Origin of the sequence: Streptomyces sp. NBC_01341 (genome assembly GCF_035946055.1) — a bacterium.
In the GTDB taxonomy this organism is placed as follows: domain Bacteria; phylum Actinomycetota; class Actinomycetes; order Streptomycetales; family Streptomycetaceae; genus Streptomyces.
The window spans coordinates 452,443-468,893 of the sequence record NZ_CP108364.1; the positions used below are offsets into that span (position 1 = coordinate 452,443).

General features: G+C 68.4%; 18 protein-coding genes. 11 read left to right on the plus strand and 7 right to left on the minus strand.

The genetic code is table 11. The features are described from left to right. Window positions 1-442 precede the first annotated feature (442 nt). Window positions 443-955 carry a winged helix-turn-helix transcriptional regulator gene (locus tag OG206_RS01875; protein ID WP_327111465.1) on the plus strand — a complete coding sequence of 171 codons (513 nt, stop codon included), beginning with the start codon at window positions 443-445 and terminating at the stop codon, window positions 953-955. A gap of 196 nt (window positions 956-1,151) precedes the next feature. Beyond that, a complete protein-coding gene (locus tag OG206_RS01880) occupies window positions 1,152-1,679 on the plus strand; it encodes a hypothetical protein (RefSeq protein WP_327111467.1) in 528 nt (175 codons plus the stop codon). A 31-nt stretch (window positions 1,680-1,710) separates the two neighbouring features. On the opposite strand, the gene OG206_RS01885 is transcribed toward OG206_RS01880, so the two are convergent. Further along, on the minus strand, window positions 1,711-2,298 hold the full coding sequence (locus OG206_RS01885) for a TetR/AcrR family transcriptional regulator (protein ID WP_327111469.1): 588 nt from the start codon (window positions 2,296-2,298) through the stop codon (window positions 1,711-1,713). 162 nt (window positions 2,299-2,460) lie between these two features. Here OG206_RS01885 and OG206_RS01890 point away from each other — a divergent pair, with 162 nt between their 5' ends. The 4 genes from OG206_RS01890 (at window position 2,461) to OG206_RS01905 (ending at window position 7,295) form a co-directional block, all read left to right on the plus strand. After that, the gene (locus OG206_RS01890; protein WP_327111471.1) at window positions 2,461-3,090 is read left to right on the plus strand and encodes an isochorismatase family cysteine hydrolase; all 630 of its coding nucleotides are present in this window, start codon (window positions 2,461-2,463) and stop codon (window positions 3,088-3,090) included. Next, window positions 3,087-4,664, plus strand: coding sequence for an aldehyde dehydrogenase (NADP(+)) (locus tag OG206_RS01895; protein WP_327111473.1), 1,578 nt, complete (start codon window positions 3,087-3,089; stop codon window positions 4,662-4,664). Before OG206_RS01890 ends, OG206_RS01895 begins: the two co-directional genes overlap by 4 nt. Window positions 4,665-4,731: 67 nt before the next feature. Beyond that, a complete protein-coding gene (locus tag OG206_RS01900; protein WP_327111475.1) occupies window positions 4,732-5,223 on the plus strand; it encodes a lipocalin-like domain-containing protein in 492 nt (163 codons plus the stop codon). Between the two features lie 551 nt (window positions 5,224-5,774). Next, a complete protein-coding gene (locus OG206_RS01905; protein WP_327111477.1) occupies window positions 5,775-7,295 on the plus strand; it encodes a GMC family oxidoreductase in 1,521 nt (506 codons plus the stop codon). Here the strand turns inward: OG206_RS01905 and OG206_RS01910 are convergent. Next, window positions 7,237-7,854, minus strand: a complete 618-nt coding sequence (locus tag OG206_RS01910; protein ID WP_442805781.1) for a helix-turn-helix domain-containing protein — start codon at window positions 7,852-7,854, stop codon at window positions 7,237-7,239. The genes OG206_RS01905 and OG206_RS01910 overlap by 59 nt on opposite strands. Window positions 7,855-8,080: 226 nt before the next feature. Beyond that, window positions 8,081-8,611 (minus strand): GNAT family N-acetyltransferase, encoded by a 531-nt coding sequence (locus tag OG206_RS01915; RefSeq protein ID WP_327111479.1) that lies wholly within the window; start codon window positions 8,609-8,611, stop codon window positions 8,081-8,083. Between the two features lie 304 nt (window positions 8,612-8,915). On the opposite strand from OG206_RS01915, the gene OG206_RS01920 reads away from it, so the two are divergent. Both OG206_RS01920 and OG206_RS01925 read left to right on the plus strand, forming a co-directional pair. Further along, complete coding sequence (locus tag OG206_RS01920; RefSeq protein ID WP_327111481.1) at window positions 8,916-9,290, plus strand: PadR family transcriptional regulator; 375 nt, start codon at window positions 8,916-8,918, stop codon at window positions 9,288-9,290. Then, window positions 9,287-9,883, plus strand: a complete 597-nt coding sequence (locus OG206_RS01925) for a DUF1700 domain-containing protein (protein WP_327111483.1) — start codon at window positions 9,287-9,289, stop codon at window positions 9,881-9,883. Before OG206_RS01920 ends, OG206_RS01925 begins: the two co-directional genes overlap by 4 nt. Before the next feature lie 180 nt (window positions 9,884-10,063). Here the strand turns inward: OG206_RS01925 and OG206_RS01930 are convergent, their stop codons facing one another. Continuing rightward, window positions 10,064-10,933, minus strand: coding sequence for a Bax inhibitor-1/YccA family protein (locus tag OG206_RS01930; protein ID WP_327111485.1), 870 nt, complete (start codon window positions 10,931-10,933; stop codon window positions 10,064-10,066). A 401-nt stretch (window positions 10,934-11,334) separates the two neighbouring features. On the opposite strand from OG206_RS01930, the gene OG206_RS01935 reads away from it, so the two are divergent. Further along, window positions 11,335-11,529 (plus strand): hypothetical protein, encoded by a 195-nt coding sequence (locus OG206_RS01935; RefSeq protein WP_327111487.1) that lies wholly within the window; start codon window positions 11,335-11,337, stop codon window positions 11,527-11,529. Window positions 11,530-12,099: 570 nt separating this feature from the next. Here the strand turns inward: OG206_RS01935 and OG206_RS01940 are convergent. Together OG206_RS01940 and OG206_RS01945 are read right to left on the minus strand one after the other, a co-directional pair. Then, window positions 12,100-12,795 (minus strand): cytochrome b/b6 domain-containing protein, encoded by a 696-nt coding sequence (locus OG206_RS01940; RefSeq protein ID WP_327111488.1) that lies wholly within the window; start codon window positions 12,793-12,795, stop codon window positions 12,100-12,102. Continuing rightward, window positions 12,740-13,465, minus strand: a complete 726-nt coding sequence (locus OG206_RS01945; RefSeq protein ID WP_327111490.1) for a molybdopterin-dependent oxidoreductase — start codon at window positions 13,463-13,465, stop codon at window positions 12,740-12,742. The genes OG206_RS01940 and OG206_RS01945 overlap by 56 nt, the downstream gene beginning before the upstream one ends. 438 nt (window positions 13,466-13,903) lie before the next feature. On the opposite strand from OG206_RS01945, the gene OG206_RS01950 reads away from it, so the two are divergent. Continuing rightward, window positions 13,904-14,467 carry a CGNR zinc finger domain-containing protein gene (locus OG206_RS01950; RefSeq protein WP_327111492.1) on the plus strand — a complete coding sequence of 188 codons (564 nt, stop codon included), beginning with the start codon at window positions 13,904-13,906 and terminating at the stop codon, window positions 14,465-14,467. Window positions 14,468-14,503: 36 nt separating this feature from the next. Here OG206_RS01950 and OG206_RS01955 read toward each other — a convergent pair whose 3' ends face one another. Then, window positions 14,504-14,971 carry a sigma-70 family RNA polymerase sigma factor gene (locus OG206_RS01955; protein WP_327111494.1) on the minus strand — a complete coding sequence of 156 codons (468 nt, stop codon included), beginning with the start codon at window positions 14,969-14,971 and terminating at the stop codon, window positions 14,504-14,506. Between the two features lie 662 nt (window positions 14,972-15,633). On the opposite strand from OG206_RS01955, the gene OG206_RS01960 reads away from it, so the two are divergent. Beyond that, on the plus strand, window positions 15,634-16,239 hold the full coding sequence (locus OG206_RS01960; protein WP_327111496.1) for a hypothetical protein: 606 nt from the start codon (window positions 15,634-15,636) through the stop codon (window positions 16,237-16,239). The last annotated feature ends 212 nt before the right edge of the window (window positions 16,240-16,451 follow it).

The window sequence follows — 16,451 nt, forward strand, 5'->3', positions numbered from 1 at the left end:
GCGCGCCGTCGGCTGGTGAGCCGCCAGGTGCCGGGTGCCGACAGGACGGCTCCCCCGAAGGAGACTTCCGCGGGTTCGAGTTGCTCTCACCGCATCTCGACGAGGCGAGGCTAGACACTTGACTCTCATATTTCAATTCAGGGTTCGGATCGAAGGCGTCGAGCGGACACGGAGCGCGAACGCGCGCCACGGCCGGGCCTCCGCACCACACCGCCCGGTTCGGGGTCGACCACGGGCACGCTCGCGGGTCATGCGCCCCGACAACAGGTTCTCCCCCGAACACGGGCCCCGCAATCGAGGCCCACGCGCGAGCGACCGGACAACGGCGTGTCCCGGAATCGACGATCCTCGCTTGCAAAGAGAAAGCCAAGAGGTAGGCTCGTGGCGGTGAAGGCGTGCGACGGGATGCAGCGGGTGACTCCGCGATTACAGGAGGTGGGCGGTGCCGAACAGACGGCAGTGGTCCGGTGCCACGGACGACGACCCGGCCTGCTCCATCGAACGCAGCCTGCAGATCCTCGGTGAACGCTGGACCTTGCTGGTACTCCGCGAGATCTTCGCCGGCCGACACAGGTTCGCCGAGATCCAGGCGTCCCTGGGCATCGCCTCCAATCTGCTCAGCACCCGCCTGAAGCTGTTGGTCGAGTCAGGCGTGCTGTGCACGCAGACCTACCAGGAGCCGGGCAACAGGCCTCGGCAGAGCTACCACCTGACGGAAGCGGGCCGCGAACTCCGCGTGACCCTCGCCGCGCTACAGCAGTGGGGCGACAGCCATCGCACACGCCCCTCGGGTCCCTCCGCCCTCCGTCGCACCCGCCGCGACGGCCGCCCCGTGCACGTGGGGTTCCTCGACGACGAGGGCCGCGAAGTGCCGGACAGCGAGGTACTCATGATCATGAATGCGCAGGCGGCGGGCGAGGGGGACCGCTCAGCGGCTCACTCGCCCCAGGCGTGAAGTCCTGGGCCGCGCCGAGACCGCGCGGGCCGAAGCCCACCGACACCCCCTGGGGCGGCGAGGCGTGCTCGGGCCGGGGTGCGGTCACAGCACACGGTCGTCCGCTCCGGCACCCCGAGCCCGGCATGCTCCGGATCGGCGGGAGTCGCCCGCCCGGCACCAGGACACGCGCCGGGCGCGTCCCGGCGGAGGCTCCATGAGTGTGCGGGGACGAAGGTACCGATACGTCGGACCGGCCGACCTGTTGACCGCCGTCCCGCCCGGCAGCGGCAGCCGCCGGATCGGCTCGGCAGCCGGTTTCGCCGACTGGGCCGCTGAGCGCACGGGGGCCGAGCTGATCGAGCCGTTCACCTTTGTGGTCGGCATGGACGGCGCGTTGCGACTGGCGCCCCGCCGGAGCGAACACGTCGCGTGCGCCGGTGGGGCAGCGGTCCTGAGCGCGGGAGAGATCCACTTCACCCGCGAGACGGACCGATGGATCGTGGACGACGTCAGCAACCATTCGACCGGGTACTGCCCGGACGTCTGCTCCTGGCCCGCGGTCGCCCTCGCACTGGAGCGCGCGGAGCTCGAAGGACCGTCGGGCTTCACATGCGAAGTGGTCTTCCGGCGCTGCCCCGGCTGCCAGGAGCACAACATCGTGCGCGAGGACGACTTCGTCTGCGTCTTCTGCGGCAGCGATCTGCCCGGGGCCTGGAACGTCGATCCTGAGGCAGACACCTGACTCACAGCCCCTTGCCGTCAGCGGCCGGCTGTCACCCGGTCGGCGACGACGCCCCGGCCGCGTATCGCTTGAGTTCGTCGGTGACGGTCTCCAGCAGTTCGTCGGACAGGTCCTTGTCGGCCACGGCCCGGGACATGAGCACGGCGCCGACCAGGGCGCTCAGCGTGAGCATCGCCTCGGCGCGAGCGTCACCCGCGGGCTCGTCGAGGCCCTCGAGCAGTTCGAGGTACGTACGGACCTGCTTCTCGTACGCGTCCTGAAGACTCGGGTCACGTCCCGCGTCGGCACCCAGCGGGACCAGCGCGCAGCCGGTGGCAGGCGTGTCGCGGTGCGGCTTCGCCAGATAGGCGTCGATCAGCCCCGCGCGCGGGTCCTGCTCGTTCTTCCCGGCGGAGCGCTTCATCTTCGCCGAGCCCTCGGCCAGGGCTGCGGCCGAAGCCTGGGTGATCAGGTCGTCGCGCGAGGTGAAGTGCTTGTAGAAGCCGCCGTGCGTCAGACCGGCCTCCTTCATGAGGTCCGCCACGCCGGGACGGGTCACACCCTCTTCACGGACCTTGCGAGCTGCGATGCGCAGGATGCGCTCGTGGGTCAACACCTTCTCGGCCTGTGAACGTCCCATGCCGACCACCTCCTTCAAGCAGTACTCATTTCGCAAAGCTGGATGACGCCCATCATACGGGATTGTCGTCTTCTATCACTCGAACGGCAGGTGCTTGACTTTCTGGATGACGCAAGTAATCTTCAACGTAGATGTTCACCGTCATCCAGAACGGAGCGTTCCATGTCCCAGTCGTATGACCCCCGTCACACAGCCGTGCTGCTCGTCGACCCTTACAACGACTTCCTGTCCGAGGGGGGGAAGATCTGGCCACGTCTGAAGCCCCTGGCCGACGAGGTGGGCCTGCTGGATCACCTGCGCTCCGTGGTCAGCGTCGCACGCGACACCGGTGCGCTCGTCACGTACGTCCCCCACCGCCGCTGGGAGCCGGGTGACTACGAGACGTGGAACCACCCCAACCCCACCCAGCTCGGCATCATGGAGCGGCACAGCTTCGCTCGCGGGACCTGGGGCGGGGAGTTCCACCCCGACTTCCAGCCGCAGTCCGGAGACGTCGTCGTCGCCGAGCACTGGGCCCAGAGCGGGTTCGCCAACACCGACCTGGACTTCCAGCTCAAGCAGCACGGCATCACCCACGTGGTGCTCGTAGGCCTGCTGGCCAACACCTGCATCGAGTCCACGGGCCGTTTCGCGATGGAACTCGGCTATCACGTGACGCTGGTTCGCGATGCGACCGCGGCGTTCCTGCCCGAGATGATGCACGCCGCTCACGAGCTGAACGGTCCCACGTACGCCCACGCCATCACCACCACGGACGGCCTCACCGCCGCACTCAAGGGAGCACAGTCATGACGTTGACCGGAGAACTGCTGATCGGTGCGAGCCGGGTGCCCGCCACCGCGGGGGTCATGAAGGCCTTCAACCCTGCCACCGGAGAGCTCATCGAGCCGGAGTTCGCCTTCGGTGGCCGAGCCGAGGTCGACCGTGCCCTTCACCTCGCCGACAGCGCCTTCGACAGCTACAGCCACACCGGGCTGGCCGAGCGCGCGGCGTTCCTCGACCTCATCGCGGACAAGCTCGAGGCGGCCAAGGACGAGATAGCCGCTCGTACGGCACTGGAGACCGGTCTGCCGGCCGCCCAGTTCGAGGGTGAGACGGTTCGGGCCGCCGGAGTGTTCCGCAAGTTCGCGACCGTGGTCCGACAGGGGCGCTTCCTGCAGACGGCCATCGACACCGCCCAGCCGGACCGCCTGCCGTCACCGCGGATGGATCACCGGCTGCAGAAGGTGGCCCTCGGCCCCGTGGTGATCTTCGGTGCCAGCAATTTCCCCATCTCCTACTCGGTCGCGGGCAATGACACCGCCTCGGCTCTCGCCGCAGGCTGCCCTGTCGTCCTCAAGGCCCACAACGCACACCCCGGCGCCTCGGAGATACAGGGCCGCATCATCCAGCAGGCCGTGGCCGAGGCGGGACTGCACGAGGGTGTCTTCTCGCTCGTCCGCGGGGAAGGCAACGAGATCGGCGAGGCACTGGTCGACCACCCACTGGTACGCGCGGTCACCTTCACCGGATCCGAAGCCGGCGGGATGGCCCTCTACCGCCGCGCTCAGAAGCGCCCCGACCCCATCCCGGTGTTCACCGAGATGACGAGCGTCAACCCCACGTTCGTCCTGTCCGCCGCCCTGGCGGCCCGGGGGGCCGAGATCGGCACGGGGCTGGTCCAGCGCGGCATGTACAACGTCGGGCAGGCTTGCCTCAAGCCCGCCATCCTCTTCGCCGTCGACGGTCCCGGCTACGCCGAGCTGCGGGACGCGGCCGTCGCCGAGGTGGAGAAGGTGGACGCGCGTCCCATGCTCACGATGGGCATCCACGACGCCTACACCCGCAATGTGCAGAGGATGGAGGACCACGGCGCCGCCCGCCTCGGTTCCGGGGAGGCCCCGGTCCGCGCGGCTGACGGACAGTCGCTCCTCCTCGAAGTCACCGGTGAGCAGATCCTGGCCGAGCCGGCCCTGCGTGAAGAGGTCTTCGGCCCCACCCTCCTGCTGGTCAGGCTGACCGGCACCGAGCAGCTGCTCGAAGTGGCCCGCGCCTTCCGCGGCCAGCTCTCCGCCACCATGCACGCCGAGAGCACCGACCACTCCGTCGCGGAGCAGCTGCTGCCCGTGCTGGAGCGGCGCACAGGACGAATCGTGTTCAACGCGTTCTCCATCCCGCAGGAGGTCAGCTACGCCTCCACCCACGGGGGTCCCTTCCCCGCCACCTCGGACAGCCGCTTCACGTCCGTCGGCATGGGTGCGATCGAGCGGTTCGTCCGTCCGGTCACCTACCAGAACTTCCCCGACGAACTCCTCCCGCAGCCGCTGCGCGAGACCAACGAGCTGGACCTGTGGCGGCTCGTCGACGGAGAGCTCACCAAGGACTGACCGCCGCTCCCGCTCGGCGCGAAAGCTCCATCCACTCGCCCTCGTTGTATGAAAGGAGTGCCGACCCATGGCCATCGACACAACCGCCCACCCCTCCGCGAAGGACGAACGGGCGGCTCGCGAAGCGGTGCGGCAGAGGCTGCTCGGAGCGTGGCAGCTCGTGTCGTACACCGCCAGGAGCACCGACGGGGAGGTCATCCATCCTCTCGGTCCCAGGCCGCAGGGCCTGATCCTGTACACCGCTCAGGGATACATGTCGGCCCAGCTGGGGCGCGGCGATCGCCCTCTCATGATCTCGGCACGGCTCGAGGACGCGGCGACCGACGAACTGGCCCGGGCCTCGGTCAGCTACCTCGCCTACGGAGGGCCTTTCGAGGTCGTCGACCCGACGACGGTCGAACACCATGTCACGACCAGTCTCTTCCCGAACTGGGTGGGACGTTCCCAGGTACGCACGGTGACCTTCGCCGACTCGCTCCTCAAGCTCGGCGTCTCCACACCCGTCCGCCTGTGGGGCGCGGAACGCACAGCCGAACTCACCTGGAGCAGGCTGGACTGACAACGCCCCGTGCCGAGCCCTCTTCCGCGACGTGTGACCCGCGCGGTTCGCAGGGCTCGGCCAAGGGCTGTCGCGTGGTCCCCGGCGGATCAGCGCGCGCGACGTCCGAGTGCGTCGCAAGACGGAGGGGCGTCCGCCTCGAGGACGCTCTCGGGTGATCCGACAACGCGGCCAGGTGCCGTGGCTGTCGTCGCTCGCCTGCCGGGGGTGGCGGGACAGCCCTTGGCCCATGCCCGCGCTTCGCAGGGGCCGAAACCACATCGACAGCAGACAGCCATTCACTCCAAAGGCCCAGAAGCCGACCGCAGACGGAATACACAAACACCGCCACGCGAGCGTCACAGCACCTCCACACCATCTCGCTCTCGACATTTCAGCAGGTCAGAGATACTCGGATGGTCGACAGGATTCATTTTCCACATCCATAATCATCGACTCAAATCCGCTTTGATTCAGTGATAGCAATTTAAGCGAACCATCGATTCGGTCAGTGGTACGGTTATTTCTGAATCGATGATTCGAGCAGCCGCGAAGAGGAACAGGGGAACCACATGACCAGTGAGCATGCGGCGTACGACGTGATCGTCGTCGGAGGCGGAACGGCCGGCTGCGTGTTGGCTTCGCGCCTCTCCGAGGACCGGGAGGTACGGGTCCTGCTGTTGGAGGCCGGGACCTCGACCGCCTCCCTGCCGGACGCGGTGACGGAGCCGTCGGCCTGGCCACGCCTCGCGGCCACACCTGCCAGCTGGGGTGACAGGACAGTGCCCCAGCGCGCTTCCGGCGCACAGGTCGGCCTCCCCCGCGGCCGCGGTCTCGGCGGCTCGTCGGCGATCAACGCCATGGTGTTCGCCCGCGGACACCGCTCCAGTTACGACAGCTGGAGCGAACACGGAGCCAAGCGCTGGGCGTTCGACGACCTGCTGCCCTACTTCCAGCGCACCGAGACCGCCGTCAGCGGCGCCGAGAGCAGGGGTACGGCCGGTCCCCTGGTCGTCAGCCCCGCCTCACGGCCGAACGACGTCCTGCTCGCCTGCCTGGACGGAGCAGTCGAAGCGGGGCACCGGCACGCCCACGACATCAGCGGCGGCCTCGAAGAAGGCTTCGCGGCTGTGGACCTCAACATCGTCGACGGACGTCGGCAGAGCGCGGCGGACGCCTATCTGGCGCAGGCCCTCGACCGCCCGAATCTCCACGTCGTCACGGACGCCCTCGCACACCGGCTGCTGTTCAGCGGCAAGCGATGCACAGGCGTCGAGTACGGCGTCGGCGGCCGGGTCCACACCGCCAGGGCAGGTCGCGAAGTGGTCCTCGCGGCAGGCACCATAGGCTCTGCCCACCTGCTGCTGCGTTCGGGCATCGGCCCCGAGGACGACCTGCGTCAGGCAGGCGTGGACGTCTTCCACCCCCTGCCGGGCGTGGGCCGGAACCTCCACGACCACCCGCGGGCCAATCTCGTCTACCGCACGCGCCGGCAGGTGCCGCCGGCGCGCAACAACCACGGCGAGATCCTCGGTCTGCTGCGCAGCACCCCGGATACCGAAGGGCCCGATCTGCAGATCATCTTCATCGACATCCCCGTGCCCAACCCGATAGCACCCGTGGAGAACGGCTTCACCATCGGCGTCTCGCCCATGCGGCCGGGCAGCCGCGGTTCCCTGCGGATCACCTCGGCCGATCCGTACGCCGCGCCCCTGCTCGACCCCAACTACTTCGCCGAGGAAGAGGATGTCCGGACGGTCCTCTCCGGAATCGCGACAGCGCGCGGCATCGCGCGGTCGTCGTCGCTCGCCGAGTGGGGCGTGGAGGAGGTCGGTCCCGGACTCGGCGCCGTGGACGAACAGTCGATCAGCGACTACGCCCGGAGGCATTTCAGCTCCTACTGCCACCCGGTCGGCACCTGCGCGATGGGTGAGGACGAGGTGTCCGTGGTGGATTCCGAACTGCGCGTCAGGGGTCTCGACGGTTTGCGTGTGGCCGACGCCTCCGTGATGCCGTCGATTCCGTCCAACAACATCAACGCCACGGTCTACGCCATCGCCGAACGAGCGGCCGAACTGTTGCGCCACTCCTGAGTGCCGGTCGGGGCGCACCGTCGCCCACTCGAGGCTGGCGGCCGCTCGACAGGTCGCCGCCCCAGGGCCGCCCGGTGCCGGACCGCCGCCCCCAGGCGGCGGAATCGCCCCGGCGGCCCCAGGGGGCGAATGCCCAGGTGGTGTTCTGCTTCTTCTTGCCGGAGACGAAGGCCCGCCGTCCGGGCCCGCCTGCCTTCGGGCGGCGCACCTGGGTCTCGGCGCCGTCGATCCGCAACCGGATCCCCGCGGCCTCGGCGTAGGCGAACACGTCCGCCAGGGTCCGACGTCGCACGCCGGAGTGGTCGGGGACTGCGAAGCCACGCATGGCCGGCAACGGGCGGATCTCCCCGATGGCACGGGAGATCGTGGAGCGGGCGATGCCGAACAGCTCTGCGAGCGCGGCGTGCGGGAGCCCGGTGCGTAGGTGGACGAGGGTGACGAGCAGGCGGTCGGTGAAGACCAGGTGGTGCTTCGGGCCGGCACCGGCCTCCCGTTGCCGCTCGGCACCACGCCGCTCACGAAGCTCCGACTCGCACCGGGCGAGCCAAAGATCGGACAACTCTTCGATCAAATCGCCGAGATGTGCACGCGAGACGCCGCAGAAGGCAGTAAGGGTCAAGGCCGCACGGGCCCACTTCTTGGTCACACTCGAAGAACCTGCGGCCATAGCCACGTCATGGCTGCCCGCCGATGATCAATGGGTGTGGTTCTTCTGCGGGAATTGTCCGAGCTGGGAACTTCCCTGCCGAAGAGCAAACGCAGCCGGCGAAGCACCGGCCCGAGCATCAGGGCCTCGGCAGTCCGCCTACCCACCAGTCGTGCGGCTTGCCATCGTTGGCGATGCCGCGATTGCGCAGTGTCCCTTCGACGGTGAAGCCGAGCTTCTCGGCGACGGCACGCGAGCCGGTGTTCCCGGCCATGGCCCACCACTCGATGCGGTGGACGTCGAGCGTGGCCCAGCCCCAGTCGCACAGGGCCCGAGCGGCCTCCACCGAGTACCCACGTCCGCGCTGCTCCTTGACCGCCCAGTAACCGAGCTCCCAGACGCCGCGGCTGATGAGGGTCAGGCAGTACGAGCCGACCAGGGCGGCGGTGTCCTTGCGGAACGCGCCGAGCGTGTAGTCCTTGTCCTCGGCCCACTGGGCGGGCAGCTTCTCGCCGACGAGCTTCTCCGCGTCCGCACGCCGGTACGGCACCGGCACCGGCGTATAGAACTGGATGTCCTCGTCCTGGCAGGCTTCGTACACCGCATCCACGTCGGCAGAGGTGAAGGCCCGCAGCACCAGACGGTCAGTATCAAGAGTCACTGGATCCATCGCGGCAGTATGACCTCCATCAACAAGCGGCGACCAGCGAATATCCAGACCGGGCACCGCCCATCACCACACCCCCGGACTGGTCAACGGTCGTCGCAACACCCCCGATCAACTGCCCCCGAGACGGAGTTGCACCCACCATCAATCGCGGACCGAGCCGTTGGCTCTTCGGCCAGACGGAATGCCCACGGCGTGCCGGGTCTTCAACGTCGCCGATGAGAACACGTCGCCCAATCGCCCTCTCATGTAAGCGGCGCAGGGGAAGCGGGAGCGTTTTCTCGCCCGACCAGGTATCTTGCATCGCATGGAACCAGGTGATTCGACCAAGCAGGCCCGGGCAGCCGCCCAACTGCGCAAGGGCGTCCTGGAGTACTGCGTACTCGCGCTGATGCGGGACCGGCCCCGCTACGGCGTGGAACTCCTCCGCGCCCTGGAGGACTCCGGCGCCCTGGCGACCAGTCAGGGAACGGTCTACCCGCTGCTCTCCCGGCTCCGCCGCGACGACCTGGTCACGACCACCTGGCAGGAGTCCACCTCCGGACCACCTCGTCGCTACTACGCGCTCACCGACAGTGGCCGTGCCGCTCTCGACGAGTTCACCCGCGTCTGGCCCGGCTTCCGCAACGCCGTCGACACCTTCCTGACCACTCCGCCCCCCTCCACCGGAGACCCCGTATGAAGACCTCTGCCGACCCCGTACGCGACTACCTCACCGCCGTGGAGCGCGAAGCCTCCGCCCTGCCCGCCGACCGCCGCCAGGAGCTCCTCGCCGACCTCGCCGAACACATCGAGGTGACACGGGCCGAGCGCCCCGACGCCTCGATCATCGAGATACTCAGAGAACTGGGGGACCCCCGCACGATCGCAGCGACGGCGCTGGCCGAGACAGGGGCCGGGGTCGCCGGGGCATCGGCCACGAGCGGTGCCGGCACAGCCACCCGGCGCGGCAAGGTGCATCCCTTGGTGCCGCTTCTGATGCTCACCCTCTCGCTGCCCTTCGTCGTGATCTTCCCCGACCTCCCAGGGCCGCTGATCGGCGTCCTGTTCCGCATCGCCGGCGCGGTGCTTCTCTGCACCTCGGTGCACTGGACCGCCGTGCAGAAGACCACCGGCGTACTGCTCACCGCAGTCGTCCCGAGCGCTGTCATCGCCACCTGGAACCTTTCCAGCGGCGGCCCGGCCGGTGACACCACAGCTCTCCTGGCCAACCTGGCGATGCTCGCACTGCTGGTCGGCACGGCAGCATGGCTCTGGCGGGTCCGCCGCGCCTGAGACGTGTCCGCACCAGGTGGGAGGCGACTTCCCCGCAGCCGGTGCCGATCGCCCCGGGGCGGCCCGCAGATCGCGGCGGTCCCCGGACTCGGTGGCCAGCGAGCCCACAACGCGAGCCCCGGAAGCATCGGGGCCGCTCAGGGGACACCGGTCACGGATCACGCCGCTTTCGAACACCCGTCAGTAGACGTCGTCCTCCCGCACCAGCGTGAACAGACGCCCGGCTTCGACGTAGAGCCACACCAGAGTCAGGGTCAGGCCGAAGGCTGCTCGCCAGGACTCCTCGGCGGCGACGCCGAAGGTGACCCCGTCCTCGACCTGCCTGACATGCAGGGCAAGGAAACAGGCCCCCATGACGACGCCGAGGACACCGAGAGCGATGCCGAGAACACCGCTCCGGAAGCCCAGACCATCGGCACTCGTGCACATGGAGAACAGGAGATCAACCGCAGCGAGCAGGACGAGGCCCAGAGCGGCGCCACCGGCGAACCCGTGGAATCGCCGCGTCATACGGATCCAGTGCAGCCGGTATGCGATCAGCACACCGGCGAAGGCGGTCATCGTTCCGAGCACGGTCTGGACCACAACCCCGGCCGACATGTGCGTGGAGACGGTGTTGGAGACGACGCCGAGGAAGACACCCTGAACAGCCGCATAGGCGAGGACCAGGACGGACGGGACCCGGACCGTGCGGGCCTGGAGGAGCGTCAGGGCGCAGGCCACCAGAGCAGCCATGCCGGCGATGCCGTACGACACTCCCAGGTTCGTGGGGGCGACCGGCGGCACCGTCCACGACAGGACGGCCGTAAGCATCACGGTCATCAGGGCCAGGGCGGTACGCCCGATGACGGCGTCCATCGTCATCAGGGCGCCGACCGGCTGCGCCAGGAGGCCGTCCGAGAGTTCCCGGCCGGGAGCCGGCCCACCGCCGGGACGGGCTCCCTCCCGCCGACGAGTCGACATCTCGCCGACCGGGCCCCTTGCTGTCACCTTCCGCCCGCGCTCTCGGCGGAACTCCTGACGCGAGAGCACGGGATTGCTGCTCGTCAACGAACGCTGTTCCTCCACGTACATCGTTCATCGCCTTTCCTGCGTGCGAGGAGACCGGTCGAGGTCACACTTCGGTGTCCTGGGCGGATCCACCGAGGACCGCCGCAGATGATGTGGGACCTTTCGCGCCGAGGAGTCGGCCCGGTGCAGCGTCACACCTGTCGGCACTTCGCCCGGAACCCGGCGTCGGCCCGTCACAGGTCACCCACGTGCCACACGAACCGCGCCCGTCGGGTCCGCGCTGCACATCTTGCGCGGACAATGACTCTCGCACGGACCTTCATCACCGGTCAAGTAGGTGACAAACGCATCACCGCCTTGACTGGTGACACTCTGCGGTGCATTGTTGCACCAGTCAAGCAGTACGGCGCGTTCTGCCACTGACCCAGCGGAGGTTGACTGTGAGCACCGAAGGAACGACGGACAGCTCAGCGGCGGTACGTCAGGCCCGGTTCGGCCAACTGCCCGAGCGCATGCGCTACGAGGACATGGTCGAGGCGAAGCCGGCCGAGCCGGTTGGCAGGGCAGGCAGTTCGTACAACCCCGAGGGTTCGTGGAATTTCTTCTCCTGCCTCGCGGTGGATCTGGGCCTCTGAAGCTCGCAGCCGCAGCTCCGCCCCGCTCGACGACCGACGGGCGCCGGGAGCGGCGGATGGGCGGCGTTTCGTCCCGCGTCAGATTTTCTCGCACCGATCGTGAACCCTTCGGGCGTCCCCACCCGTTCCCATGATGAGAGACTCCTGCCGCCTGGCGTATTGGCTGGGCTTGGCGGCAGGTTGGGCGGCCGCTATCGCTTGGTCCCCCGCCTCGCGATGGCGGCCGCTGTTCAAGCCCCGTGCCGTCTCCCGGTGATACCGACCGGGAGACGGCACCGGCGTGTTCGGCCACGGGTCAGACACGCATCCGTCCGGTCGGCGTACGGCAGACGTAGAACCGTTCGGGGTCGCCCGAGCCAAGGCCGTGAAGAAGGTCCGCCGGGCCCCGTCCGGCCCGGCGGAGCAACCGCCGCATCGGCTGGTTGGACACGCTGGTCGAGCTGAGCAGCCCCGTTTCCGACCCACGCGCGCGGCGCACATCGACTGCTCCAGGGCCCACCGCACCGTCCGGGGCCCGGTCCGCAGCCCGGTCACTTCCCGGTGTCGGCACCAGCCCGCGTGACCAGGTGGTCAGCTGTGGTCGCTCCCCGCCCGGCTCCGGTCCCGGCCCTCCTCCGTGAGCCACTTCGCATGGTGCGTCATCGCCCACTTCCGGTCGACGTAGCCCGTGCGCATACCCGCCCTGGCCACCGGATCCCCGTACGCCTTCCGCATGTGGCCGATCAGGACGACGGTGATCGCCCAGGCCAGGATGTCGTGAACGAAGATCGCACTGGTTCGGGAGATGAGGGGCAGCAGCCCCATGAACCACATCAGCAGACCGGTGAACATCATGACCAGCACCGCCCCCGCGATCCATCCCGCGTAGATCTTCTGGCCCGCGTTGAACTTGCCCGCGGGGCGGGAAGCCGGGTCGGTGAGCCGTGTGCGGACCGCGCGGAGCCAGCGCCCGTCGTACGCGGCCCAACGGTTGATTCTGCGCAGGTCCGCGCGGAACGCCGGGGAGAGCAGGCCGAGGAGGAAGGGCGCCGGCAGCAGGATGCCGGACCACTCGTGGACAGTGATCATGAGGTGCCGCCGGCCCACCAACTGGGCGACAGGACCGAGGTACAGGCACGCCGCGGACACCAGGCACAGCAGCATCAGCCACCCGGTGGCCCGGTGCACCAGCCTCTCGGCACCGCTGAACCTGGCAACCCTGTCGGGGCGTTCAGGCTGCCTGGCCACCGCGCCGGTCCTCTCCGTCGAGCCAGCCGTCCACCGCATATCCGCGTTCCTCCCAGTAGCCGGGTACGACCTTGTCGGTGACCGAGATACCGGAAAGCCACTTGGCCGACTTGTAGAAGTACATCGGAGCCACGTACAGGCGGACCGGTCCGCCGTGCTCATGACTGATCGGCTTGTCCTGCATGTTCAGCGCCACCATGACGTCGGACCGCCTCGCCTGTTCCAGCGTCAGGCTCTCCGAATAGGCGCCGTCGAAGCAGGTGAACCTGATGGCCTTGCCTTCCGCCCGGACGCCGGCCGCATCCAGGAGGTCCGCCAGCTTCACCCCGTCGAAGGGCGTGTTCTCCACGCGCCATCCGTCCGTGCACAGCACGTCGTGCACGACGCGCGTGCGTGGCAGCGCGCGCAGCTCCGCCAGCGAATAGGTCTTCGGCCTGTCCACCAGGCCGTCGATCCTCAGCTCGTAGCTCGTCTCGTCCTTGCGCGGCACCGAACCGACGATGCTGTAGTACCGGAAACCCCCAGGACTGGGCAGCAGACCGGTGATCCCGGTCGCGTCGACCTGGGATGCCTTGGCGAGAGCGCCTTCCCAGCCCCGCTGCAGATACGGCGCGGTGGCCAGCGCCGCGGCACCGGCACCGAGCATGCCGAGCACCGCCCGTCGGCCCACAGGCGCACCATCAGCGGACTTGTCCGCCTTCCTTGCCATGTCCAGCCCCTTTTCTGGTGGTGCAGTGACGTTCTCGACCGTCCGCTCCGCGAGGCCGCAGGACAGCCACCCGTACGGGCGTGGCGGCGGGCCGGGCGGAGTGGGACGAGGGCGGATCACGGGTGCGACTGCCGCGGAGCTCGCGAGCGGCCGCAGCGCGCCACCTCATCACCTCTTTGAGTGGTGACGATAGTTGCATGGTCACTCATAACCAGTCAAGAAGGTGATGCACCGCGCGAGGGTCACCGCGCGGGAACCGAGAACGGGTGCGACCTCCAAGGGGGCACGACCTCGACCGACCCGTTCACGCGAGATGCCGCGTGACGTCCGCCGACTCGGGCCGTCACTTTCGCCCGAGAGCCAGGGATACCGGAACTCCTGCACGCATACACGCTGACGCTTCTTGCGGGTCGATAAGTCACCTGCCAAAATGGTGATATGAATCTCGACCATGTATTCGTCTGCGGAAGCCCGGCCCTGGACTTCGCCGCCACGCTTCGCGCCCGCCGGTCGTTGCGCTTCGAGATGTTCGTGGCACCCGACAGGCTGGATGCCTGGTTCCTGGAGTCCGGCATCGTGGACGCGATCTCCCCGGCCGAGCAGGCGGACGTCGAGGAGGCAAAGGAGCTGCGTGAGGCGGTCTACGAACTGGTCACCGCCCGTCGCCTCGAGGAGGAATTCCCCGCCGAAGCACTGACGGCGGTCAACGCGACGGCTCGCAAGCCGGCCGCCGCACCTCAGCTCACCCCTTCCGGCCGCTGGACGGAGGCGACACCCCAGCAAGCCCTCTCCACGATCGCGCGGCAGGCGGTCGAACTGCTCAGCGGGCCGGATGTACCGCTGCTCAAGGAGTGCGGAAACCCTCAGTGCACCCGCATCTACGTCGACCGTTCCCGGGGGGTACGCCGGCAGTGGTGCGGCATGGACTCCTGCGGCAACAAGATCAAGGCAGCCGCCTATCGCGCCCGCAAGAAGAGCGGACAGGCCGCCGCTTCGCACTGACGCCCGCCCCTGGCCGTCTCGGGCCCCCGGTCCGGCTCAGGCGGCCTCGACACCGGCCACGCTGCGCAGTTTGCGCAGCGCGTTGTGCTGGCGGGACTTCACTGTTCCCGTCGGCACTCCCAGGATGCCGGCGGTCTCCTGGATGGTGCGGTCGCACAGGTATATGTGCACCAGCACGGCCCGGTGCTCCGGGGAGAGCCGAAGCAGCAGTGGCTTCGCGACGAGCGAGTTGTGCACGGCGTCCGTGCCGTCGCGCACGAAGGCCGGGTCGTTGTAGGTCCCACCCACGACCTCCTTGCGCGCGTGCGGCTTGCGCACGAGGTCGATGACCAGGTGACGTGTCACGGTGAAGAGCCATCCCCGGACCGATCCCTCGGTACCGAGCAGACGATCGACGTTGCGCCAGGCTCGTATGGCGGTTTCCTGTACGACGTCCTCCGCGAGACCGCGGTCGCCGAGCATTCTCTCGGCGTAGGACACCAGCCCGTCCCGATGCTCTCTCATGATGGTCCCGAGCTGGTCCGACTGGTTAGCTGGCGTGGGGGGTGTAGCCATTGTCTGAGCCATTCTGGTTCTCTGTCGTGCCGCGAACGGAGGCCGGTGCAGCCCCCGCATCCGCACCCTAGACAGAGGCTGGTGCCAGAAAACTGCCGCTTTTGTGTCGCCGCGATGTCGCAAGTTCCGCACCGTGCCGCGGCGCCCGTGAGGCCGTCCGTCACTCGGTGCGGCACACCTCGGCCCGGAAGCGGCGACCGTGCCTCCGCTCGCCGGAACCGGGTTCCCGGGAAGGCGGGGCAGAGGAACGGGCAGCCTGTTCCCGGCCGCCCGGACCGCCCGACGAGTACCATGGTCACGCGGAGAATATGTATCCGAAATGGGTGCCGGGATGACCGCATCACGTGCACCGGTGACGCGATCCGATCGGACGCCCGAGGCATTGACCCCGGGAACGAACGCCGAGAGCGCCTACGTGCGCCGCGCACACCTGGAGCCGTTTCGGCCTTGTGCATATGTCTCGTCCCGCTGACGGACACACGACGGAATTCACATGAAAGCAGCATGCTCCACCCCGCTGAGCGGCTTGGAGGCGATAGCGGGCTTCGGTACACGCCACTGACGTGGGTACCATGCGCAACATCATCCACATTTATAGGGAGTGAACGGTTGTGCCCAGCCAATCAGCCGCCACGCTCCGCTCGCGGTACGTAGAACAAGCCGCGTCGGACCTGGAGCAGAATCGCCGCCGACAGCAGGAACTGAGCGAGAAAATCAAGATGTTGCAGCAGGAGGAGAGTCTCCTGGTCGACATCCTGAACCTGGCCAAGCGTTTCGAGCGGTCGTCGGACGCGCCGTCGTTGCCCGGACAGGCGCAGGCGGACACCGCCCGCGCCGGAACCGGGCCCGTGTCCGAAGCCGCCGAGCCGCTCGGTGGTGCGACCGGGCGTCCCGCGACGGACGCGGAGAGCCGGCCGCGCAGTGCCGAACCGAAGGCTGCCGGGCGGGGAAATTCCCGTCAGCCTCTTCTCGGACGTGTCCTGATGGATCTCCTCGGGACGCACGACGAACCGCGTCTCGCAAAGGAGTTGCGTGACGAACTCCTGGAGAAGCATCCGGATCGGACGCCGACTCCTCAGGTCGTGCGCAACACACTGGAGTCCCTTGTCGCGAAGGGCCGCATCCAGCGCCACAAGCAGAAGCGATCCGTGATGTATTCCCTCGTCGAGCGGGCCCCGCGAAAGATCGCGGCGAACCCGTCCGCGGACAAGAGCTGACGTTGCACGTGCATTTGCCTGCGGATTGAGGCGACGGCCGGCTCCCGGCCATGGCGTTGGGGGTGTCCTTGCCTCTCGCCTCGCCGGGGTCGGCCGAGTTCCCCGAAGGATTCACGCACAATCTCGGCGCGGAGCCATTCGGCCTGCGCCTTCCCGGGGTCCGCACGGGAGAGCCGACTGCGCACACGCACCCGACGCCGTGCGATTCCGGC